This is a genomic window from Flavobacterium piscis (assembly GCF_001686925.1).
GTDB lineage: Bacteria > Bacteroidota > Bacteroidia > Flavobacteriales > Flavobacteriaceae > Flavobacterium > Flavobacterium piscis.
Genome location: NZ_LVEN01000013.1, coordinates 115,794 through 137,879 on the forward strand (window position 1 = coordinate 115,794; position 22,086 = coordinate 137,879).

At 32.3% G+C, this 22,086-nt stretch carries 21 protein-coding genes; 9 read left to right on the plus strand and 12 right to left on the minus strand.

Annotation, left to right across the window (positions count from 1 at the left end):
* Positions 1–43: 43 nt before the first annotated feature.
* Positions 44–2,233: a carboxy terminal-processing peptidase gene (locus FLP_RS09180; RefSeq protein WP_065449232.1), complete on the plus strand. Its 2,190-nt coding sequence runs from the start codon at positions 44–46 to the stop codon at positions 2,231–2,233.
* A gap of 146 nt (positions 2,234–2,379) precedes the next feature.
* Positions 2,380–3,162: a DNA/RNA non-specific endonuclease gene (locus FLP_RS09185; protein WP_065449233.1), complete on the plus strand. Its 783-nt coding sequence runs from the start codon at positions 2,380–2,382 to the stop codon at positions 3,160–3,162.
* A 124-nt stretch (positions 3,163–3,286) separates the two neighbouring features.
* On the opposite strand, the gene FLP_RS09190 is transcribed toward FLP_RS09185, so the two are convergent.
* A complete protein-coding gene (locus FLP_RS09190; protein ID WP_065449234.1) occupies positions 3,287–4,822 on the minus strand; it encodes an MFS transporter in 1,536 nt (511 codons plus the stop codon).
* A gap of 84 nt (positions 4,823–4,906) precedes the next feature.
* On the opposite strand from FLP_RS09190, the gene FLP_RS09195 reads away from it, so the two are divergent.
* Positions 4,907–5,746, plus strand: coding sequence for a helix-turn-helix domain-containing protein (locus tag FLP_RS09195; RefSeq protein WP_174548790.1), 840 nt, complete (start codon positions 4,907–4,909; stop codon positions 5,744–5,746).
* 128 nt (positions 5,747–5,874) lie between these two features.
* Here the strand turns inward: FLP_RS09195 and rpe are convergent, their stop codons facing one another.
* The 7 genes from rpe to FLP_RS09235 form a co-directional block, all read right to left on the minus strand.
* Positions 5,875–6,537, minus strand: coding sequence for a ribulose-phosphate 3-epimerase (gene rpe, locus FLP_RS09200; RefSeq protein ID WP_065449235.1), 663 nt, complete (start codon positions 6,535–6,537; stop codon positions 5,875–5,877).
* A gap of 417 nt (positions 6,538–6,954) precedes the next feature.
* Complete coding sequence (locus FLP_RS09210) at positions 6,955–7,818, minus strand: sigma-70 family RNA polymerase sigma factor (protein WP_007804760.1); 864 nt, start codon at positions 7,816–7,818, stop codon at positions 6,955–6,957.
* A gap of 157 nt (positions 7,819–7,975) precedes the next feature.
* Positions 7,976–8,227: a hypothetical protein gene (locus tag FLP_RS09215; RefSeq protein ID WP_065449237.1), complete on the minus strand. Its 252-nt coding sequence runs from the start codon at positions 8,225–8,227 to the stop codon at positions 7,976–7,978.
* 190 nt (positions 8,228–8,417) lie between these two features.
* Entirely contained in the window at positions 8,418–9,164 is a 747-nt protein-coding gene (locus FLP_RS09220; protein WP_065449238.1) for a LytR/AlgR family response regulator transcription factor, read from the minus strand.
* Positions 9,157–10,695 carry a tetratricopeptide repeat-containing sensor histidine kinase gene (locus tag FLP_RS09225; protein ID WP_083195841.1) on the minus strand — a complete coding sequence of 513 codons (1,539 nt, stop codon included), beginning with the start codon at positions 10,693–10,695 and terminating at the stop codon, positions 9,157–9,159. Before FLP_RS09225 ends, FLP_RS09220 begins: the two co-directional genes overlap by 8 nt.
* A gap of 314 nt (positions 10,696–11,009) precedes the next feature.
* Positions 11,010–11,438, minus strand: coding sequence for a hypothetical protein (locus tag FLP_RS09230; RefSeq protein WP_065449240.1), 429 nt, complete (start codon positions 11,436–11,438; stop codon positions 11,010–11,012).
* 229 nt (positions 11,439–11,667) lie between these two features.
* Complete coding sequence (locus FLP_RS09235) at positions 11,668–12,630, minus strand: hypothetical protein (RefSeq protein WP_065449241.1); 963 nt, start codon at positions 12,628–12,630, stop codon at positions 11,668–11,670.
* Between the two features lie 103 nt (positions 12,631–12,733).
* Between FLP_RS09235 and FLP_RS09240 the strand changes: the two genes are divergently transcribed.
* Both FLP_RS09240 and FLP_RS09245 read left to right on the plus strand, forming a co-directional pair.
* The gene (locus tag FLP_RS09240; RefSeq protein ID WP_065449242.1) at positions 12,734–13,567 is read left to right on the plus strand and encodes an LA_2272 family surface repeat-containing protein; all 834 of its coding nucleotides are present in this window, start codon (positions 12,734–12,736) and stop codon (positions 13,565–13,567) included.
* A gap of 4 nt (positions 13,568–13,571) precedes the next feature.
* Complete coding sequence (locus FLP_RS09245) at positions 13,572–14,171, plus strand: CDP-alcohol phosphatidyltransferase family protein (protein WP_065449313.1); 600 nt, start codon at positions 13,572–13,574, stop codon at positions 14,169–14,171.
* A gap of 92 nt (positions 14,172–14,263) precedes the next feature.
* Here the strand turns inward: FLP_RS09245 and FLP_RS09250 are convergent, their stop codons facing one another.
* The 4 genes from FLP_RS09250 to FLP_RS09265 all read right to left on the minus strand — a co-directional run bounded on the left by FLP_RS09250 (position 14,264) and on the right by FLP_RS09265 (position 18,414).
* Positions 14,264–16,399 carry a polyribonucleotide nucleotidyltransferase gene (locus FLP_RS09250; RefSeq protein WP_065449243.1) on the minus strand — a complete coding sequence of 712 codons (2,136 nt, stop codon included), beginning with the start codon at positions 16,397–16,399 and terminating at the stop codon, positions 14,264–14,266.
* Positions 16,400–16,620: 221 nt separating this feature from the next.
* Entirely contained in the window at positions 16,621–16,887 is a 267-nt protein-coding gene (rpsO, locus tag FLP_RS09255; RefSeq protein WP_041516556.1) for a 30S ribosomal protein S15, read from the minus strand.
* Between the two features lie 88 nt (positions 16,888–16,975).
* Positions 16,976–17,920 carry an energy transducer TonB gene (locus tag FLP_RS09260; RefSeq protein ID WP_065449244.1) on the minus strand — a complete coding sequence of 315 codons (945 nt, stop codon included), beginning with the start codon at positions 17,918–17,920 and terminating at the stop codon, positions 16,976–16,978.
* 38 nt (positions 17,921–17,958) lie between these two features.
* Positions 17,959–18,414, minus strand: coding sequence for a GAF domain-containing protein (locus FLP_RS09265; RefSeq protein WP_065449245.1), 456 nt, complete (start codon positions 18,412–18,414; stop codon positions 17,959–17,961).
* 70 nt (positions 18,415–18,484) lie between these two features.
* Here FLP_RS09265 and xrtF point away from each other — a divergent pair, with 70 nt between their 5' ends.
* The 4 genes from xrtF (at position 18,485) to FLP_RS09285 (ending at position 22,015) form a co-directional block, all read left to right on the plus strand.
* Complete coding sequence (gene xrtF / locus FLP_RS09270) at positions 18,485–19,021, plus strand: exosortase family protein XrtF (protein WP_065449246.1); 537 nt, start codon at positions 18,485–18,487, stop codon at positions 19,019–19,021.
* Entirely contained in the window at positions 19,011–19,457 is a 447-nt protein-coding gene (locus FLP_RS09275) for an exosortase F system-associated membrane protein (RefSeq protein WP_065449247.1), read from the plus strand. Before xrtF ends, FLP_RS09275 begins: the two co-directional genes overlap by 11 nt.
* 46 nt (positions 19,458–19,503) lie before the next feature.
* The gene (locus FLP_RS09280; RefSeq protein WP_065449248.1) at positions 19,504–19,902 is read left to right on the plus strand and encodes an HYC_CC_PP family protein; all 399 of its coding nucleotides are present in this window, start codon (positions 19,504–19,506) and stop codon (positions 19,900–19,902) included.
* A 106-nt stretch (positions 19,903–20,008) separates the two neighbouring features.
* Positions 20,009–22,015 (plus strand): TonB-dependent receptor plug domain-containing protein, encoded by a 2,007-nt coding sequence (locus FLP_RS09285; RefSeq protein WP_065449314.1) that lies wholly within the window; start codon positions 20,009–20,011, stop codon positions 22,013–22,015.
* Positions 22,016–22,086 lie beyond the last annotated feature (71 nt).

The window sequence follows — 22,086 nt, forward strand, 5'->3', positions numbered from 1 at the left end:
AAGTTGGCACAATTTTTACCGTTAACTTAGATTAAAAAATTTGATGAATGCTATTATTAAGTTTATGAAAAGAAATTATAAAATACTTATAGCCGTATTATGCTTGTCTTTAACCTTATTTGCTTTTAAAATTAATGCAGATAAGTCAGTTGATCCGGACCCGAACAGAGATAAAACACTTTTAGAATTATTGGCATTTGTTATTGAAAAAGGACATTATAGTCCGGCAGAAATAAATGACGAGTTTTCTAAAGGAATTTTTAAAGATTATGTTGATGCATTAGATCCTTCAAAAAGATTCTTTTTGCAGTCTGATATTGATGAATTCAAACAATATGAGCTGCAATTAGACGATCAGTTTTTGAATAAGGATTTAACGTTTTTCAATCTTACTTATACAAGATTGATGAAACGTATGGAGGAAAGCAAAAAACGTTATAAGACTATTTTAGCACAGCCATTCAACTATGATGTTGATGAAACTTTCAATGCTGATTATGATAAGTTGCCTTATGCAAAAAATGCAACAGAAATCAATGAAAGATGGAGAAAACAAATTAAGTTATCTACCCTTTCTTCGCTCGTAACAAAGCAAAAGTTAGAAGAGGATAAAAAGAAAGCAGATTCTAACTATAAAGTAAAATCTTTTGAAACTTTAGAAAAAGAAACACGCGACAGTTCTCTAAAATCGCTGGATGATAACTTTAGTTTGATTAAAGATCTAAATAAAGAAGATTGGTTTTCTGTATATGTAAACTCAATCATGACTCGTTTTGACCCGCATACAAGTTATTTTGCCCCTGAGGAAAAAGATCGTTTTGATGTAAACATCAGTGGAAAACTGGAAGGTATTGGAGCACGATTAACGAAGAAAAATGATTTTACTCAAATTGATGAGTTAATTTCTGGTGGACCAGCCTGGAAAGGAAAACAACTTGAAGCCGGAGATTTAATTTTGAAAGTAGCACAAGGAAACGAAGAACCTGTAGATGTTGTAGGGATGCGTTTAGACGATGTTGTGAAAAAAATTAAAGGTCACAAAGGAACTGAAGTAAAACTTACAGTTAAAAAAGTAGACGGAACGATTAAAGTGATTTCGATTGTTAGAGATATCGTTGAAATTGAAGAAACATACGCTAAATCAAGTATTGTAGAAAGAAACGGTTTGAAATACGGAGTAATTTATTTACCGAAATTTTATATCGATTTTGAAAATAAAGATGGTCGTGATGCCGGAAAAGATATTGCGCTTGAAGTAGAAAGACTGAAAAAAGAAGATATCAATGGTATTGTACTTGACGTTCGTGATGATGGAGGTGGATCTTTATCTACAGTAGTGGACATCGCTGGTTTATTTATAGAAGAAGGACCAATTGTTCAGGTAAAATCAGCAGGTAAAAAGAAAGAAGTTTTATACGATAAAGATAAAAAAATTGAGTGGGACGGACCATTAGTAATTATGGTAAACAGCTTCTCGGCTTCGGCATCAGAGATTTTGGCTGCTGCAATTCAGGATTACAAACGTGGTGTTATCATTGGTAGTAAACAAACTTATGGTAAAGGAACAGTTCAAAACGTTTTAGACTTAAATCAGTTTGTTCGTAATGCAAATTATGGTGATTTAGGAGCTTTGAAAATTACAGGACAAAAGTTCTACAGAATCAACGGAGGTTCGACTCAGTTAGAAGGTGTTCATAGTGATGTGGTGATGCCGGATCGTTACGCTTACCTAAAAATGGGAGAACGCGATATCGACAATGCTATGCCGTGGGATAAAATAGATCCTGCAGATTATAGCACTTGGAAATCGAACGAGAATTTTACGAAAGCAATTGCAAATAGTAAAGATAGAATCGCTCAAAATGCACAATTCAAATTGATTGAAGACAATGCAAAATGGATTGATGTTAAAAATAAAGAAAACACCTATAGCTTAAATATTAATAGTTTTAAAGCTACTCAGGAACAAGTTGAAAATGAAGGTAAAAAATACAAGCCAATTTCTGATTATAAAAATAGTCTGGTTTTTAAATCTTTACCTTATGAAGAACTTGAAATGAAAAGCGATGCTACCTTAAAAGAGAAAAGAGATGCATGGCATCAGGCATTATCTAAAGACGTTTATGTTGAAGAAGCATTGAATGTTTTAGATGATTTGCAATCTAATAAAGGTGGTGTAGTAAAAGGATCTGTTTCTCCTAAAATGAAAAAGGATAAATTAGTAAAATCTTAGTTCTTTAAATAGAATTAATTTGTTAGAAAACGCTTCAGAAAATGTAATTTTTTGGAGCGTTTTTTTTTACCCTCTTAGGTTGTATTTTTGTAAGAACTGACTTTTTGCTGAAGTTGAATTTTAGAAGAAAAATAAATAGTAAAAGAATGAAGAATTATATTGTTTTAGGTTTAATTGGCTTTGCTTTATTGTCATGTAAAAAAGAAATCAGCAACGATAATGAATTAGGTCAGGAAGCACAAACTTCTCTTGCCTCTAATCAAAGCAGTACAGATTCGTTATATACTTATGCCTATTTACCCACTTCGACAACAAAACAAATTGTAAAACATCAATATTACACACTTTCTTATAATGAAAAGTTTGAGCAGGCAGAATGGGTGGCTTATGAATTAAAGAAAGAATACCTAAAAAACGGAAATTATAAACGTCCTTATTTTATTGAAGATCCAAGTGTAACGACGGGTTCTGCAGATTGGAGAAATTATAAAAAGTCAGGTTATGATAAAGGGCATCTTTGTCCTGCCGGAGATATGGAATTTGATCAAAAGGCATATAACGATACTTTTTATACCTCGAACATTTCGCCACAGGATCACGATTTTAATAGCGGAATCTGGAACAGATTAGAACAAAAAACACGTTATTGGGCTGATAAATACAATGACATTTATGTGGTAACAGGAGGAATCCTGAACGATTCAGATAAAAAAATAGGAACAGAAAAAGTAGCTGTTCCTAAATATTTTTATAAAATTATTTTGGCTAAAACAGGGAAAGAACATAAAGCAATCGCTTTTCTGGTTCCGAATCAGGATAGTGATCAATCATTGTATGATTTTGTAGTTCCTATTGAAACTTTAGAACAAATGACCGGAATTGATTTCTTTCCCAATTTAAAAAACTTAAAAAGCAGTAAGGATTTTTAGTTGCTAAAAAATAGATTTATAAATACTAGTCAAGAGTTGAGATGTGCCGTTAGGTACTAAATATTGGTAGAAAACAGGAATAGCAATATTTAGTGCTTAACGGCACAAATTATAGACCTTTCAATCATAACTTATTTTGCTTTTTTCGAGGATTAAACAATATAAAACTCATAATAGCTAAAATCCAGACACCAATTCCGCCGTAAAGTAATATCATTTCAAAACCATGAGCCAGTGCCGCATGTAAAATGGATTGAGACGAATCTAATGTTGCTAGCTGAGGAAAATCTTGGTTAAGGGATGAAAAGTTTCCTGCTGCAATTTTTTCTGAAAGAGATTGTAATGTTTTTGTATCGATAGCTGCTGAAAAGGCATTATTTAAATAGAAGAAAATTCCTTTTACCAGAATAAATCCCATTAAAGCAATATTGATAGATAAAGTAATCAATCGGGCACTCATGTCTATTCCTGATGCCATGCCCGAACGATTAGAAGGGACTGAGCCTGTAGTTGTGTTCGTGACGGGTGTATTCGTTAAGCCTAAGCCAATTCCTGCCAGTAAAGAACCAGGAAGCATCGTGAGCCAGCTGGCATGTTCTGCAATGCTGCCATATCTCATAACAATAAAGCCCAATCCTATTACAAACAAACCTAACGGAATTACAATTCCTGCGCGATAACGAACCGAAAGATATTCGGCAAAAGGCGGAATTATTAAGGTAGGAAGGGTATAAGCAAGTAAAGAAAGTCCGACTGTCACGACATCATATCCTAAACAACTTTGGAAATAAATAGGAAGATAAATGATAAAAGGCCAAAAGCTAAAATTCATACCAATTGATCCTAAAATAGCACCTGAAAAATTACGGATTTTAAATACCGTAAAATCAAACATAGGATAAGGATTGGTTTTTTCGACCCATAAAAACAACACAAAACTTAGTATTGTAATGGCTAAAATACCCAAAGCTATAAAGCTCGTAAAACCAAGATCAGGTCCTTGCGTAATATAATATGTTAATCCAAACACAGCTGCAGATAATGTGATCATACCCCAGAGGTCTATTTTTTTAGCATCAGGATCTTTAGATTCGTCTACATAACCGTAAACCAGAATCACGGCAAGAACAGCAATTGGTACATGGATTAAAAATACCCATTGCCAGGATAATATTGCTATAATCGAACCGCCTATTATGGGCCCAAATCCGAGTCCGACACCAAGGATAATTCCCCAGATACTAAAAGCCCTGCTGCGTTCTTTTCCTTCCTGAAATTGATGGGATAAAGTAGCGACCTGACAAATTAACATTGCGCCTCCGCTTATTCCCTGAAAGAAACGACTTATTACTAATAAAGTTACATCCTCTGCTAAACCGCAAATTAATGATGAAATACCAAATAAAATTAAAGTAATAATCAAAATACGCTTTCGGCCGTATCGGTCGGCCAGAGTTCCTGCTGCCATCAAAACAGTGGTGCATCCTATGGTGTAGATATTCATGATCCATTGCATGTCTTTGAGATTAGCGTTCAGTACATTTTCGAGTGTTGGAAGGATGACAGGAACACTTGAAATTTCAAGAGAGAACATTAAGGTTGCCAGACAAATAGCGATTAAAGCGATATTGTTTTTGCTGGAGTAAAATTTTTGCTTCATTTTTATATTTTATTTTTAGCAAAATTAAACTGAGTATTATTGTTTTTTCGGTACAATTAAATGATAAAAAAGTACTTTTGTGTTATGAGAAAAGAAAACATGCATCAGTCGGTAGAAGTGCTTTATAAAAAAGTAGATGAATGCCCAATTGTAAATTCGCAATTCAGTTTTTTTCAGATGGTTTATGTTATTTCAGGAAATGGATTTCTTAAGATCAATGGCAATTGTATTTCTTATCAAACGGGAAATTTGATGTTATTGACACCCAATGATTATCATAATTTTGATATTTTAACTACAACAGAATTTTTGTTGGTTAAGATTAATAGCGAGTATGTAAAAGAATACAAATCAAAAAGTATCGATCATATAGGATGTTTGCTGCATTATGCAACACATTTATCGGGTTGTATTTTAAAACGAAAAGCAGATGAATTTCTGGTAAAATCAATTTCAGATTCCTTGATTCATGCGATCGATAATAAAGATATTTACGATGAAGATTTAATTACGCATTATGTAAACGCGCTTATTGTAATTGCTGCCAGGAATATTGCAAAAATAAAACCAACAGGAGTAAAAGAAAGTGCCGATAAAAGAATTCTGGAAATCATCAATTACATTCAGGCTCATATTTTTTGTCCTGAAAAATTAAAAGCTTCGGCTGTAGCAAAAGAATTTGATATATCTGATACTTATTTGGGGAGTTATTTTAAAAATCATTCCGGAGAAACAATTCAGTCTTTTATTTCAAATTATAAAATAAGATTAATAGAACACCGATTGCGTTTTAGCGACATGAGAATCAATGAAATTGTAGAAGAATTTGGTTTTTCGGACGAAAGTCATTTGAATAAATTTTTTAAAAAGCACAGAAATATTAGTTTGACCGGATATAGAAAAGCCAACATTTTTCAGAATTGATTAAAGGATTATAAAGGTCTTTTTTCACGCAGATCTTGCAGATTAGAGCAAATTTAATTTTGAAAATTGAATCACATAAAAACAGCCGAAGATTTCTCTTCGGCTGTTTTTTTATTTCTTTTTAAAATTTAAAAAGTTGTCAAAGCTTTTAATTCTGCAATAGTCTGAGTTGGGTTTTCAGCTTTAAAAACAAAGCTTCCGGCAACCAAAACATCAGCTCCGGCTTCTACTAATTGTTTTGCATTTTTACTGGTTACACCACCGTCAATCTCAATAATTGTCGAAGCATTTTTACGAGTAATTAAATCTTTTAGTTTTTTTACTTTAGCATAAGTATTCTCGATAAAGGATTGTCCTCCAAAACCTGGATTCACACTCATGATACAAACTAAGTCAATATCGTTGATAACATCTTCTAATAAATCGATATTAGTATGAGGATTAATCGCAACTCCAGCTTTCATTCCTTCGGCTTTAATGGCCTGAAGTGTTCTGTGAAGGTGTGTACAAGCTTCGTAATGTACGCTCAGGATATTTGCACCTAAATCTGCAAAAGTCTTAATGTATCTGTCCGGATCGACAATCATCAAATGTACATCGATTGTTTTTTTAGCATGTCTTGAAATTGCTTCTAAAACTGGCATTCCAAAAGAAATATTCGGAACAAAAACACCATCCATAATATCAATATGAAACCAATCAGCCTGACTGTTGTTGATCATTTCGATATCACGTTGTAAATTGGCAAAATCAGCTGCAAGAACAGAAGGAGCGATAAGTGTATTCTTCATTGTGTAGTTGTGTGTAGTGTTATTTTTTGCAAAGATAGATTTTTTATGACTTACATTGAAATTTAACCGCAAAGTCCGCAAAGATTTACGCAAAGGTCACAAAGTTTTATGCTGAAGGTTTTGATGAATTTACAAAGTTCGCAAAGTTTGATCAACGCAAAGCTTTGCGAACTTTATGTTTTTACAAGATCCAAAAGATAAAAAACCTTTGCGGACTTTGCGGGTAAATGAATTTTCAATTAAGGCCAATAAAAAACTCCGGTAATCAGCCGGAGTTTCAATCATCAATCAAAAAACGAACAGTCAATCAAACTGTTGTTTGCTTTAAAGTCCAATATAAGCACTTTCGCAATAAATTCCAAATCCCAACAATAATTGGAATTTGGAATTCAAAAATATTGGAACTTATTTTTTATATTAACCTAAGTAAGTTTTAAGAATTTTACTTCTTGAAGTATGTTTTAATCTGCGGATTGCTTTTTCTTTAATCTGACGAACACGCTCACGAGTTAAGTCGAAAGTTTCTCCAATTTCTTCTAAAGTCATTGGGTGCTGATCGCCAAGACCAAAATACAAACGAACAACATCTGCCTCTCTTGGAGTTAATGTTTCTAATGAACGCTCGATTTCAGTACGTAATGATTCGTGAATTAACTCTCTGTCAGGGTTTGGAGATTCTCCGGAACGTAAAACGTCATAAAGGTTAGAATCTTCACCTTCAACAAGAGGTGCATCCATAGATAAGTGACGACCAGAGTTTTTCATAGACTCTTTTACGTCATTTACAGTCATGTCAAGTTCTTTTGCAATTTCCTCAGCAGAAGGCGGACGCTCGTTAGATTGCTCTAATAACGCATACATTTTGTTGATTTTATTGATAGAACCAATTTTGTTTAATGGTAAACGAACAATACGTGATTGTTCTGCCAAAGCCTGAAGAATCGATTGACGAATCCACCATACAGCATAAGAGATGAATTTGAAACCACGAGTTTCATCAAAACGTTGAGCCGCTTTAATTAAACCTAAGTTTCCTTCATTAATTAAATCCGGAAGAGTTAATCCTTGATTTTGATATTGTTTAGCAACCGATACAACGAAACGTAGGTTGGCTTTTGTTAATTTTTCTAAAGCTCTTTGATCACCAGCCTTTATTCTTTGTGCTAATTCTACCTCTTCATCAGCGGTAATTAGGTCAACTTTTCCAATTTCTTGTAGGTATTTGTCTAACGATGCAGTTTCACGATTGGTTACCTGCTTGGTGATTTTAAGTTGTCTCATGTTTTTTGTCTCCTCAATTTTTAAGTGTACAAGTAGTTATACGTAAAGAGATGCGAAAAAGTTACAAAAAAATAAATTTTTATTTAAAATAAAAAAACACCCAGACTTAAAAGCTTAAGTGTGAAGTGTTTTTTGTTGAAAAAGGGGCAAACTTTTTTTATTCAGATATGTCATCATAGACATCAAGCATATCGTCGAATATTTTTTTTAGCGATTTTATGTATAAAGGAAATGCTATAATCAATAAGATGTATTCCTTTCGTAATACTGTAACGTCATCAAGAATTTCGTATAAACTCGGAATTATTAAAGTCAGAGAAACAGCAATACCAATCCAAGGGTTGTTTTTTATTTTTTTTAAAATGGATAAAATTTTCATGTCTGGTGGTGTATTTACGGCAAGTCTCATTTATGTCTATAGCTTTTGGGTTCTGGCGTAAAAGTAATTTTGATTTACCTGTTTGAAATCAAAAATGTCACGAAAGCCATTTTTCTTGTCATGAAATTTGCTGAAGCTCTACGTACTTGGGATATTTCCTTCAAAAACAAAAAAATCCTCCCGGGATAGAGAAGATTTATACGGTTTTGACTTAATTGCCTTAAGACAGAATATTCATCTTTTTTAGGAAATCTTTATAAGTATCACTCAGGTTTATGTTGTGGTCTCCTTTTAAGATAATAAGATTGTCGGCCAAAATAATTTCTTCAATTTTATCTTTATTGACAATCGTATTGCGATGTGTTTTCACGAATTTATTTTTATCCAATAAATTACTGATTTTGGTGAGAGAGATCTGAATAACGAATTTCTCCTTTTCGGTAATAATATTGCAATAGCGTTCTTCGACTTCGATATATAAAATGTCGTTTATGGCGACTTTTTTTAGTGAGTTTTTCTTCTTTATAAACAAATAATCATTACTAACTACAGTATCTTGTTCTTCGCTCATAAAAACATTGATTTGAGCGTAGAATTTCTCAACAGCCATTTCTATAGCGTAGAGAATTTCGAGTTCATTAAAAGGTTTCATCAAAAAACTAAAAGGCTTGGTAAGTTTTGCTCTTTCAAAAATTTGACGATCCTGCGAACTGGTCAAAAACACAAATGGTTTCGAAGCGTTTGGAATTATATTAATAGATTCAGCAAAGGTAATTCCGTCTGGTTTTCCGTCCAGAAAAACATCTATAATAATGATATCTACCGTGTTCTCATAAAAAAGTTTTAATGCATCGGTAAAGTTGGCAGCAACGCCTGTAATGTTGTAATTGTTCTCTACCAGAACTTTAACAAGTGCATCGCTTTGTTCTGGAGTATCTTCTATAATTAAAACATTAATATTATCCATTTGTTTTTGTTTTCGGGAAGCTTAATATCATTTTAGTTCCCTTGTTAATTTCACTTTCTATAACTAAAGTTCCGCTATTTTTTTTGATCATTTGTTTGCACAACTGCAAGCCTAAACCGGTTCCTATAATTTCTGAGTTGCTTTTTTTGGCTAAAAGCTCTCCTTCTTGTAGTAACTCTTTAATAGTGTTTTCACTCATTCCAATTCCGTTATCTTCGATTATAAGATCGCAAAAATCAGGATTGGTTTCCTGGGTGTAAAAACTTATTTTGCCATTTTCATTAGAAAATTTAATAGCATTATCTAATAAATTTCGAAGTACAATTTTTAAAGAATCAAGATCTACAAAAATAAAAATATTTTTCGATACCGAATTTTCAAAAGTAATCGCTTTATCCAAAAGCAAAGGTTTGTAGTTGTATTCGATTTGCTGTACAATAGAATATAAATGAATAGATTCCTTATGAAAGTACAATTGTTTGGTTTGCAGCATCGCCCAATGCAGTAAATTGTCTAATAAACTGTAAGCGCCATTGGCAATAGTGCTATTTTGGATGATAAGCTGATGGAGCTCATCATAATTTTTAGTTTCGAGTGTTGCTGATAATTTAGCATTACTTGTTTTTAATGCATTTACAGACGATCTTAAATCATGACTTACAATAGAAAATAACTGATCTTTAGTAGCATTAAGTTCATCGAGTTTATTTTTTTGAAGTAAAATGGTTTTTGCATTTTTTACTTTTTGACCGTATAGATAAACTCCTCCCGTTAAAATTAATAGTAAGCCTATTGCTGCAAAAAACAAACTGTTACGTTGAGTGTCTTTTAACTTGTTTTCGACTTCTAATACTTTAATTTGTTTTTGTTTTTGAGCAACAGCAAACTTCTTTTCGAAATCAGCGACAGCCCATATTTTGTTTTGGTTGTTTAAGGAGTCTTTCCATTGAGTTGATTCTTTTCTATAGGCTAGTGCTCTCTTGTAATCACCTCTATTCTCTTCTACAACCGCCATGTTGAATGCTGTTGTATGTTTTAGGTCGAAATCATTTATATTTTTAGATAAATTGTAAGCTTTTAGGAAGTAATATATGGCTTGTTGATCTTTATATTGTAGATAATATAGGTTTGCAATGTTTATAATAGACTGAACGACACTTTTGTTAATTTGACTGGGATTTAAAAGGGCATCTTTTTTTAAATAAAATTCTGCTTTTGTATATTGATTTAAGTGTAAATAACAGATTCCAATATTGGTATATAAACTTGCTATTTCACTTTCGTCTTTATGATTTAATATTTCTTTTTCAGCTTTTAGATAGTAAATAATGGCTTTTTCGAAATTCTTTTCATAATAAAATAATAATCCAATATTATTATCAACCAGATAATAATATTGGAAAGATTTGTTTATTAATCGAAATTCAATGTGTGCTTGTTTGTAAAGTTCTTTTTTTCTCAGGGAATAAGCTCTAAAATAATGGCAATATTCTTTCGTTTCTTGGTCAGTATTCGAGTTTAGTTGCTTCATCGAATATACCAATGTAGAGTCCCATTCTTTTTTTAAAAAAAAATATTGCGCTTTGTTAAAGTTAATTTCACTTTTTAACTTATTTGATTTTTTTTTTACAGCTAATTCAAAATAATTAAGACCTTTTTCTTGTTGTGAAAAAGCTACTACAGGAAAAAAGAAAAAAAATATAATAAAAATATGTACTTTTTTTATCATTAAAGATATTTTGTGAAATTATCAGATCTAAACATATAATATTTATTGATTGTAGATTTAAAAACTACCGAATTTAAGATAATCTAAATCTATAGATTAACGCAGTTTTTTTTAGATTAATCTTTTGCGCTTGTCTTTGTTCCTCTTGAAGTTACAGGGTCTTCTCCTAAACCACCGCCTACAATTATTGTTGAATTTAAATTTTTCAAATAAGAGATAACTTGTGTTATATTTCCAACGGTTGTAGAAGTATAGTCAATTTCTACATACCAAACATCGTAAGTTTCAGGTGAAGCGTCATCCCAATCGTAGTCAAAATAAACTTCGAAAACATTACCATCTTCTGATAAACTTCCAACAACCGGAGTTTTTGAATCTTTAGAATTAATGTATATAGTAGCACATATTTTTAATGTGTCTACTCCGTTATTTGTGAAATGGTTTGCCGAAGCTAAAGGAGGAACCGGTAAAGTAAGATTTTCTGTGTCAGTGAATTTGAAATCTACGGTATTAATTTTTGTAATTTGGACAACTTTAAATTCCATAATAGGGGGGTTAGGGTTAATACGTTTATTTTTGGTAGGCTAAAGATATTTTTTTTCTTTGAATAAAAGAGTGAAAAAGATATGTTTTTTTAGTTTAATTCCCGTTAAAAATAAGGTTTGTTGATTTTTTTGTGATTTTCATTAATAGTACTGTTTGGTAATAAAATAAAAGCCCCAGTTCAAGTAAATGAATTAGGGTATTCTATGAAAGTCTTTGACAGAATTGGCGTTAAAAAAAGAGATCAACTTGCGAATTTATCTTTTCAATGTAATAATCTATCTTTCTGTTTGCTCTGTTAAAAAACAAATTTTGCTCTTTAATACCGGATTGTCCTAATGGTTTTGAGTTGCTAATTTGCTGCTTAAAAAACTGATGCACATTTTTGCAGCTGTCATCATTATCAGTAATAAAATAACCAAGTAAAGTATAAGGCACAAACATGGTCAATTTTTCATTGGTTTCAATGAGCATATTGTTGTTGAGTAAGATCAATTCATTGTAATAAATGGCAAAATTGGTGTTGGGTTTGTTGCATTTTTCCTGTATTAAATTGATGATTCTTTTTAGGTCTTTGCAAAGCGCATTCGCACTTTTTAAGTCCAGTAAACCAGCTTCGTAAAAATAAAGAATCTGCTGCAGGCTGCTGTTTATAGTAGTGTCATTCCAGATTTCATTTACAAAAGTGTTCTCATACGCTTTTTTTAGTTTTTGCATAAACTCGGTAAACGATTCTTCGATAATAAAATTCTCAAAAGAAACTTTTTTCTGATTGGAATTTAAGAGGTTCAGCCACACAAAAGCTTTGAATTTTGACAGAATGGTTCCATCCATAAAATAAAACAGCGGAATATCTTTTGCTGAATAATACAATATCGTTTCCGGATTCTTTGTGAGTATCTCCACTTGTTCTGCCGAGGATTTAAAGTACTGAAGCATATCTTTTAACGTCTCGATTTCGATTGTTTTTTCTACAATAACTTTTTCTTTTTTCGAAAAGAGATTGTCTAACGAGATATTAAAATGATTGGCGAGTTTAATGGCTTCATCGATAGAGAATTTACTTTTTTGAGATATTCTCCGGTGCGAAGCATCATAACTAATTTCTAAAATAGCTGCTATTTCATCTATTAAAGAAACCGAAGAAGAAACTTTAAGTCGAATGGCTTTTAATAATGATTCCTGATACTTCATAATTTGCGATAATCACAAATATAGAAAATAATTTTATTGATTTATGCAAATCCATATGTGATAATTGCAATAAGTTTGGTTTGTAATTTTAAAGAAAAATAATATGAAAATTATAAATCAGATTATGAATGTCAAATATTTTGGCAATTTTTACAGAGTACAGCTTATAGGTGTTTTATTGTTTAATGGCATTTGCTTTGGGCAGCATAATGTGCCAAAAGAAACAGATACTTTGGTAAACAATCTTCTTGCAGGTTCTTCAATAATATTTGGAGGTAATGATGTTGATCTGCATTATTTTAGATGGAAATCGAATAATAATTTAAGGAATGATAGTATAAAGATTTTTAGTTTATCTCCAATATCTAAAAGAGTCAATAAAGTAAATGGCTTTGCGTTGGGAGTAGGGCATTATGAAAACAAAAATATTAAGCTTCAAACCATTAATGGATTAAATGTTGAAGCCAGTCCTCTTTCAGTGGCTTTATTCACAATTTCAATTAATGTTCCTTTTGAATCTTTGGTTGTTGGGATTAATGACAATGCTATTAGTAATGTAGCTTTTTTTGATGATTGCACAGCTACTTATATTAGGATAAATGGTTTGAATATTAGTTCAGGCGGATTTACGGGTGGAGCAGAATTAAGAGGGATGAATATTTCGATAATTTCGGGAATGAATAAAATGAATGGATTCTCTGTTGGAGGAATATTAAGTACTAAGAGTTTTTCTGGTGTAAGTATTTCAGGTTTGGCTAACATATCTGATTCAGGTAATGGAATTCAGATTGGGACATCGAATGTTTCCAGGCGACATAACGGAATTCAAATTGGATTGTTTAATAATTCTAAAGAATTAAGAGGAATGCAATTTGGTCTTTGGAATACAAATGGAAAACGCAAACTTCCTTTTTTTAACTGGCAATTCAAAAAATAAACAAATGAAAAATATACCAATTTTGCTTATTGCTTTCAGGCTTTTATTAGGGCCTGTTTTAATAACTCTAACCTATAATTATGGTAGTGAAATTAGAAAAGAATTGATTGTTTTAATCTTTCTTGGATTATTGTCTGATATTTTTGACGGAATTATGGCGCGAAGATTAGGAACTTCATCAGAAAAACTTAGAAGAATGGACAGTCAGACCGATTTGGTTTTTTGGCTTTGTGTTGCGTGGTGTTCCTGGTTGTTGAATCCTGAAATAATAATAAATAATGCCTGGCCAATTACTTTGATTTTCATAATGGAGGCTTTAACGTATGTTTTTAGTTTTTGGAAATTTGGAAAAGAAACTTGTACACATGCGTTGTTGTCTAAATTATGGGGAATAACGCTATTGCTTGCTTTTGTTGGGATGATTGGTTTTGGTTATTCCGGGATTACTTTTTCGTTGGCCATTATTTTTGGAATTATCGGTCATATTGATGTGTTGCTTATTATCCTGATTCTCCCAAAATGGACTTTTGATGTGCCAAGTTGTTACCATGCTTATTTAATTCGAAGTAAAATTCCCTTCAAGAAGAATAAACTTTTTAATTGATTTAATGTTTAAGTATTTTAAACGAAAAACCCCAATTCAAGCAAATGAATTGGGGTTTTCTATGAATAAACCTTTAGTAAACTAAGATCTGATTACTCTTTTTTCTCCTCACGTGGAGGTCTTGGTAAAAGTGCTTTTCTTGACACTTTTTCTTTTCTTGTTTTAGGATCAAGACCTAAATATTTAACCTGAAATACATCTCCCATGTTTACTACATCAGTAACATTTTCTGTACGTTCCCAAGCTAATTCAGATACGTGAAGTAAAACTTCGTTTCCTGGTGCAGCAGTATATTCTACTACAGCTCCAAAATCAAGCATTTTAATTACTTTAACTTCGTAAGCTTCGCCCATTTGAGGTTTGAAAGTAATAGATTGAATTTTAGCTAATACTGCTTCAATTCCTGCAGGATCTGTACCTAAGATTTCGATAACACCTTGCTCATCAACTTCGTTGATTACAATAGTTGTTCCTGTAGCTTTTTGTAATTCCTGAATTACTTTTCCACCAGGTCCAATTAATGCTCCAATAAAGTTTCCAGGAATAGTTCTGGTGATGATTTTTGGAGAATGCGCTTTAACGTCTGCTCTTGGAGCAGCAATAGTTTCAGTCAGTTTTCCTAAAATATGTAAACGTCCTTCACGTGCTTGCCCTAAAGCCTGCTCCATAATGTCGTAACGTAAACCATCAATTTTAATGTCCATTTGACAAGCTGTAATACCGTCAGCAGTTCCGGTTACTTTAAAGTCCATGTCTCCTAAGTGATCTTCATCACCTAAAATGTCTGACAGTACAGCAAATTTCTCACCATCAGTAATCAATCCCATAGCAATTCCAGAAACTGGTTTTACCATTTGAACTCCAGCATCCATCAAAGCCATTGTTCCAGCACAAACTGTTGCCATAGAAGAAGAACCGTTAGATTCTAAAACTTCAGATACAATACGAATTGTGTAAGGACAATCAGCAGGAATCATGTTTTTTAAAGCTCTTTGAGCTAAGTTACCGTGACCAACTTCTCTTCTTGAAGTTCCTCTTAATGGTTTTGCTTCACCAGTTGAGAAAGGAGGGAAGTTATAATGTAAGTAGAATTTCTCTTCACCTTGTTCAGATGGAGAATCAATTTGATTCGCTTCTCTTGAAGTTCCTAAAGTTACTGTAGCTAAAGCCTGAGTTTCTCCACGTGTAAATAAAGAAGAACCGTGAACTCTTGGTAAATAATCAGTTTCACACCAGATTGGTCTGATGTCTGTAGTTTTTCTACCATCTAAACGAATACCTAATTCTAATACTACATTACGAACAGCTTCTTTGTTTGTTTTGTAGAAATATTTAGAAACTAAATCTCCGTCAGCAGCTAATTCTTCTTCAGTAAATAAAGCTTTTACTTCTTCTTTTACTTCAGCAAATGAAGCTGTTCTTTCGTGCTTAGCCGATCCAACTTTTGCAATAGCATAAATTTTATCGTAAGCTGCAGCTTTTACTTTTTTGTAAATTTCTTCGTTTTCTTTCTCACCTTCGTAAGTACGAGTTTCTTTTTTACCAAAAGCAGCTTGTAAACGTAATTGAGCCTGAATTTGAACTTTTATAGCTTCGTGAGCAAATTTGATAGCTTCTACCATTTCTGCTTCTGAGATTTCTTTCATTTCTCCTTCAACCATGGCAACTGAATCCATAGAAGCACCAATCATCATGTCGATGTCAGATTTTGCTAAGTCTTCTCTGCTTGGGTTAATTACAAATTTACCGTCGATACGTGCAACACGTACTTCAGAGATTAAGTTGTAAAAAGGAATATCCGAAACAGCTAATGCAGCAGATGCAGCTAAACCAGCTAAAGCATCAGGCATAACTTCTTCGTCATGAGACATTAATTGAATCATAACTTGTGTTTCAGCGTGGTAATCGTCTGGGAAAAGCGGACGTAAAACACGGTCTACTAATCTCATTGTTAATACTTCGCTATCGCTAGGGCGAGCTTCTCTCTTAAAGAAACCACCTGGAAAACGACCAGCTGCTGCAAATTTTTCGCGATAATCTACCGTTAATGGTAAAAAATCAACATTTGGGTTAGCGCTACGTGCAGATACTGCTGTTGCAAGTATCATCGTATCGCCCATTCTTACTACTACAGAACCATCAGCTTGTTTGGCTAAACGTCCTGTCTCGATTGTGATGCTTCTGCCATCACCTAAATCGATTTTTTCTACAAATAATTGTGGAATCATAATTTTTCCTTATTGGTTATACAATGGGTTTTAGTTGTGTTGTAGTTGTTGTGTGTGTAGTTGTTGTTAATCTAAAACCCAATGAAAAACCAAACTTTTTTTAATGTCAATATCAATTTCAAAAATCAATATTTAAGCGTTTGTAAAGTTAAAAATCTAAAAATCTGATTTTTAATTTAAAATAAAAAAAGAGGCACTTTCGCACCTCTTTCCTATATTGATTATTTTCTGATATTCAATACTTTGATAATCTCACGATATCTGTTGATCTCTTTCTTTTTCAAGTAATCAAGCAACGATCTTCTTTTACCTACTAATAGTACTAATGAACGCTCAGTATTATAATCATGACGATTTTTTTTCAAGTGCTCAGTTAAGTGACTAATTCTGTAAGTAAACAATGCGATTTGAGCTTCTGCTTTTCCAGTGTTTGTTGCTTCACCGTGTTGTGCAAAAATCTCTTCTTTCTTCTCTTTAGTTAAATACATTCCAATATTATTTAATGATTTTTATGTATGTCATACATCTTTTGTAAGACGGGTGCAAAATTAGAACTTTTTTTTGGAAAAACGAATTTTATTGATTGTTTTTTACAATTCTGATAGGTATTGTATAGCTCCCCTGTGCCGGTATGCCTCTTATTAGTCCCGGATTCCATTTTCCAGCATTTATTATTGTAGTTATCGCTCTTTCGTTTATAACGGTAGTAAGTCCTTTTAAAACTCTTAGTTCAATCAGGTTTCCTTCTTTATTGATGATAAAATAAATATACACACTTCCAAATGTTTTGTTTTCAGGAAGATATAAATTTTGGGAGATGTTCCTGTAAAAAGATTGCATGCCGGATTTTGGTTCGGCTTTCTGAAATATAATTTTATAATGATGACCAATGTTTAAAGAGTCAATGCTTATGCCGGATATTAGTTTTCCGTTTTCATAATTCTCTGTAAATGCGCATTGAGTCTCTATGCCTTTTCCTTTCCAGATTCCATCAGGGAAACCATCTTTTATTTTTCCGCTTTGTTCAACTTCCTCGTTTACTTCTTTAAGGTGCCCGTTACCATTAATTACCGTTTGTTCTTTTTCTGGATTCCAAAAGCTATTTACTTTAAAAACGACTTCGCCTTTTTTCTCAAAATATTCAAGTTCAGATTTTGGGTTTCCATCTTCATACCAATTAAACTCTTTTCCGGTTTTCTTACTATTTGAATAACTGACCGCTAGTTTTTTATTGCCATTTTCGTAATAATACACAAAAGGCCCTTCTTCTTTAAGAATGTCCCTATCGGATGATGTACCAATCATCTGTAATTTTTGTGATTTAAAGTAATCCTTAACCGTATAAGTTTTTTTATTACTGGAATAATATTCTTTAATTACCCTTATGTATTTGTAGTCTTCATCTGTTGTTTCTATAGAGCTAGAATCTAGATAAATAACTTTGTCTGAAGTGACAGTATTTTGAGAAAATAATTTTGCTGAAATGATGAAGAAAAGAAAAACGCGTAAAATTAGTTTCATGAAATGGTTAAAAGTAAAGTTACGCGAATGTATTATTTTTAGTACAATTTAGCAACTTCTTGATTTACAAATTCTAAAAAGCGTTCGTCAGCTTCTGTAAAAGGATCTATAACGTGACTGTCAATGTCAATTTGACCAATATTTTGTCCGTTTACAAATAAAGGAACTACGATTTCAGACTTTACCGTAAAACTACAGGCGATATAATTATCTTGAGCTGCAACGTCCGGCACTACAAAATTAGCATTGCTTTCTGCAACTTGTCCGCAAATTCCTTTTCCAAACGGAATTACGGTATGATCTGTTTCTGCGCCTACGTATGGGCCCAAATGCAAAGTTTTGGCTTCGTGATTGGCAAAATAAAAACCAACCCAGTTATAGTATTCTACATTTGCATTTAAAAGTTGGCAAATGGCTAATAATTTTTCGTTTCTAACTAATTTTGTGTCAGCTACAATAGCACTTATTTTTGGTTCTAATTCCTGAAATGTCATAATCTTAAAATTTTATACAAAAGTATTTAAAGCTAATCTCAAAAATACATAAATTTGAAAAAAAATTCTGTTGAAAAAATACCTCATTCAATTTAAGCCTTTCCTTATATTTATAAGCACTTTTTTTGCTGCTTATATTGTACTTACATTAATTTATAAATTATATCTCAATACTTTTGAAGCAATTGATGTTGATGGGATAACAAACATTGTAGGTAAAAATGTGGCGCAATTAATGGATTTATTTAATTGTGACATTAAAATTTATAAAAGCATTACCGATTCATGGTTAGAGGTTTGGTATAATAAAAAATATCTTGTTCGAATTGTTGAAGGTTGTAATGCTGTGAGCGTTATTATTTTGTTTGTTGCTTTTGTAATTGCTTTTTCAGGCAAACTTAAAACAACACTACTTTATATATTGTTTGGTATTTTGTTTATTTATACTCTCAATGTTATTCGAATCGCTTTGCTGGTTGTGCTGTTGTTTTATTTTCCGCAGTATAATCATTTTTTGCACGGTACTTTATTTCCGCTAATTATTTATGGTGCAGTTTTTATTTTGTGGATTATTTGGGTAAATAAATTTTCAAAATATGCTAAATAAATTACTTCAAAATAAAACTAAAATTCTAATTGCAATCTTTATTATATTGTGTTTCGGGATAATACGGACTTTTGAAAGCAAATTGTTTTATGATCCTTTTTTGGTTTATTTTGAATCTGATTTTAAAGATGCACCTTTTCCCCACATAGATTCTTTTAAACTTTTTTCAGGGCTTTTGTTACGTTACTTATTAAATGCTGTTTTGTCGCTAATTCTTATTTATGTACTGTTTCAGGAAGTTGATATTTTGAAGTTTAGCTTATTTTTGTATGCATTTTTTTTGATATTGCTTTTAGGGATGTTTGTCGTAATAATTAATTATTTTCAGGATTGGAACTGGCTTCTTTTTTATGTAAGAAGATTTATTATTCAGCCCATCTTTGTATTGTTATTTATACCCGCATTTTATTATCAGCAGCAAAATCTTAAAAAATAACATTTCATTAGATCTTTTTTTAACTCTTTTTTGGTAGTTTTGCATCATGAATCTAAAAAAGTGCACAGGATTATTTTTAGCGTTCCTATTGTTGGTTTCCAACATTGGGTTTGCTTTTGATGTGCACTATTGCGGTGGCGAAATTGCTTCTGTTTCATTAAATACTTCAGTTACTGCATCGCCCGAAAAAAAATGTTGTGGTGCATCTGAAAAAAAATCTTCCTGTTGTAAAGACAAAGTAGTTCATTTTGAGAAAAAATCTGATAATGCTACTATTAAGTTTTTCTTTTTTCAATTTGCTTTTCCGGCTGTAATTCAGGAATTTAAACCAGTTGCTTTTTTATCAATTCCAAATTTTAAAAGCAATCAGATTATTTCGTATTATTCTGATGCGAATGCACCCCCTTTATTTAAGCTGTATAGCCAATATATTTTTTATTCCTGATTTTAATGTTTAGAATCAAGCCTTTTATGGTTTGTACTATGCTGTTTTTTATTTAGAAAAAATTCTACAAAACAGCCTTTTTCTAATTACATTAAAATCTTTTTTTATGAAAAAAAATATCATGCTTTTGGGTATGGTTTTACTTTCTGTTGCCGCTTTTTCGCAAGAAGATCTGGAGGAAGTAAAAATCACCAAAAAGCAAAAAGGAATTAAAAAATCCTATACTCTTACTGCCAATACAAGTGTTATTACAAGCAAAGAATTGCTTAAAGCCGCCTGCTGTAATCTGGCTGAAAGTTTTGAGACAAACCCATCAATCGATGTGAACTTTTCTGATGCTTTAACCGGGACGAAGCAAATAAAAATGCTGGGTCTAACGAGTCCTTATTTAATGATTACCGAAGAAAATATTCCTTCGGTTCGTGGGGCTTCTCAGGCTTATGGATTATCATTTACGCCTGGAACCTGGATCGAAAGTGTCCAGATTACCAAAGGTGCCGGAAGCGTTATCAATGGTTACGAAAGTATTTCGGGCCAAATCAATACAGAACTTTTAAAACCTCTAAACGACATTCCGTTCTTTTTGAATGTTTACGGTTCTACCGATGCGCGTTTTGAGGTAAATACTCATTTTAATAGAAAGTTGTCAGACAAATGGGCGACAAGTTTGTTTGTGCACGGAAATGCCCGTGTTGCTAAAAACGACATGAACGATGATGGATTTCTGGATAATCCGCTAGGGAAACAAATCAACGTTTTAAACCGTTATCAATATTATAATCCTGAAAGTGGTTTGGTTAGTTTTATAAATTTCAGGTACATGAATGATAAAAAACAAACCGGAGAAGTTGATTTTGATAAAGACAGAGATCGCGGAACAACCAATTATTGGGGTTCAGAAATCAATACAGAACGTTTTGATGTTTCTACAAAAATTGGCTATGTTTTTAAAGATATGCCTTATCAAAGTATAGGATTTCAGAATGCTTTTAACAGTCATAACCAAAACTCCTATTTTGGTTTGAACTTGTATGATATTAAGCAGAATAGCTTTTATTCGAATTTAATTTTCAATTCGATTATCAATAATACCATGCACAAGTTCTCAACCGGTTTAAATTTTACATATGATCAGTATCAGGAATTCGTAAATGTGAATGACTACAGCAGAATTGATAATTCGGTTGGGGCATTCTTTGAATATACTTACGACAATACCGATAATTTCAGTTTAATTTTAGGAGGAAGGGTAGACAATCATAATCGTTTGGGATTTTTTGTAACGCCTCGTTTGCATATGAGATATAATCCTTGGAAAGATGGAGTAATTCGTTTTTCTGCAGGAAGAGGAAAACGTTCTGCGAATATTTTTGCAGAGAACCAGCAGCTTTTTGCTAGTTCAAGAACGTTCTCTATTTTAGACACAAACGGAAAGATTTACGGACTGAATCCGGAAATTGCCTGGAATTATGGTGTGAGTTTTTCTCAGAAGTTCAAACTTTTTAATAAAAATGCCGAAGCCGGATTTGATTTCTATCGTACCGATTTTCAAAATCAGGCCGTTGTAGATTTAATGCAAAGTCCGCAGGAAGTTTCTTTTTACAATCTTAAAGGAAGTTCTTTTGCGAATAGTTTGCAGGTCGAGTTCAATTATGAACTTATTCATAATTTCAATCTTAGAACGGCATATAAGTATTATGACATTCAAACCGATTATTTAACAGGCACTTTTCAACGTCCGTTACAGGCCAAGCATCGTTTTTTAGGAAACCTGGAATACGAAACAAATTTAAACGATGGTAAACAATGGAAGTTTGATTATACTTTTAACTGGTCAGGAAAACAGCAATTGCCTTACACAGCATCGAATCCTGTAGAAGATCAGTTTCCTGATTTTTCACCTTCATATGCTGTTATGAATGTTCAGGTTACAAGAGTTGTTTCTCCTGTTTTAGAAGTCTATGTAGGTGGAGAAAACATAGGGAATTATAAACAACAAAAAGCGATTTTAGGTTCTGAAGATCCTTTTGGTCCTAACTTTGATGCTTCTATTGCATATGCACCAATTTTTGGACAAATGTATTATGCAGGATTACGATTTAAAATAAAATAAAATCAATATCAATTTCAAAAAACAATTTCAAAAAACAATTTCAAAAGTCAATTTTAATAACAATAAATAAT

Coding starts and splice junctions, on each gene's coding strand:
- FLP_RS09180 (WP_065449232.1), top strand. CDS start 44: ATGAATGCTATTATTAAGTTTATGAAAAGAAATTATAAAATACTTATA.
- FLP_RS09185 (WP_065449233.1), top strand. CDS start 2,380: ATGAAGAATTATATTGTTTTAGGTTTAATTGGCTTTGCTTTATTGTCA.
- FLP_RS09190 (WP_065449234.1), bottom strand. CDS start 4,822: ATGAAGCAAAAATTTTACTCCAGCAAAAACAATATCGCTTTAATCGCT.
- FLP_RS09195 (WP_174548790.1), top strand. CDS start 4,907: ATGAGAAAAGAAAACATGCATCAGTCGGTAGAAGTGCTTTATAAAAAA.
- rpe (WP_065449235.1), bottom strand. CDS start 6,537: ATGAAGAATACACTTATCGCTCCTTCTGTTCTTGCAGCTGATTTTGCC.
- FLP_RS09210 (WP_007804760.1), bottom strand. CDS start 7,818: ATGAGACAACTTAAAATCACCAAGCAGGTAACCAATCGTGAAACTGCA.
- FLP_RS09215 (WP_065449237.1), bottom strand. CDS start 8,227: ATGAGACTTGCCGTAAATACACCACCAGACATGAAAATTTTATCCATT.
- FLP_RS09220 (WP_065449238.1), bottom strand. CDS start 9,164: ATGGATAATATTAATGTTTTAATTATAGAAGATACTCCAGAACAAAGC.
- FLP_RS09225 (WP_083195841.1), bottom strand. CDS start 10,695: ATGAAGCAACTAAACTCGAATACTGACCAAGAAACGAAAGAATATTGC.
- FLP_RS09230 (WP_065449240.1), bottom strand. CDS start 11,438: ATGGAATTTAAAGTTGTCCAAATTACAAAAATTAATACCGTAGATTTC.
- FLP_RS09235 (WP_065449241.1), bottom strand. CDS start 12,630: ATGAAGTATCAGGAATCATTATTAAAAGCCATTCGACTTAAAGTTTCT.
- FLP_RS09240 (WP_065449242.1), top strand. CDS start 12,734: ATGAAAATTATAAATCAGATTATGAATGTCAAATATTTTGGCAATTTT.
- FLP_RS09245 (WP_065449313.1), top strand. CDS start 13,572: ATGAAAAATATACCAATTTTGCTTATTGCTTTCAGGCTTTTATTAGGG.
- FLP_RS09250 (WP_065449243.1), bottom strand. CDS start 16,399: ATGATTCCACAATTATTTGTAGAAAAAATCGATTTAGGTGATGGCAGA.
- rpsO (WP_041516556.1), bottom strand. CDS start 16,887: ATGTATTTAACTAAAGAGAAGAAAGAAGAGATTTTTGCACAACACGGT.
- FLP_RS09260 (WP_065449244.1), bottom strand. CDS start 17,920: ATGAAACTAATTTTACGCGTTTTTCTTTTCTTCATCATTTCAGCAAAA.
- FLP_RS09265 (WP_065449245.1), bottom strand. CDS start 18,414: ATGACATTTCAGGAATTAGAACCAAAAATAAGTGCTATTGTAGCTGAC.
- FLP_RS09275 (WP_065449247.1), top strand. CDS start 19,011: ATGCTAAATAAATTACTTCAAAATAAAACTAAAATTCTAATTGCAATC.
- FLP_RS09280 (WP_065449248.1), top strand. CDS start 19,504: ATGAATCTAAAAAAGTGCACAGGATTATTTTTAGCGTTCCTATTGTTG.
- FLP_RS09285 (WP_065449314.1), top strand. CDS start 20,009: ATGAAAAAAAATATCATGCTTTTGGGTATGGTTTTACTTTCTGTTGCC.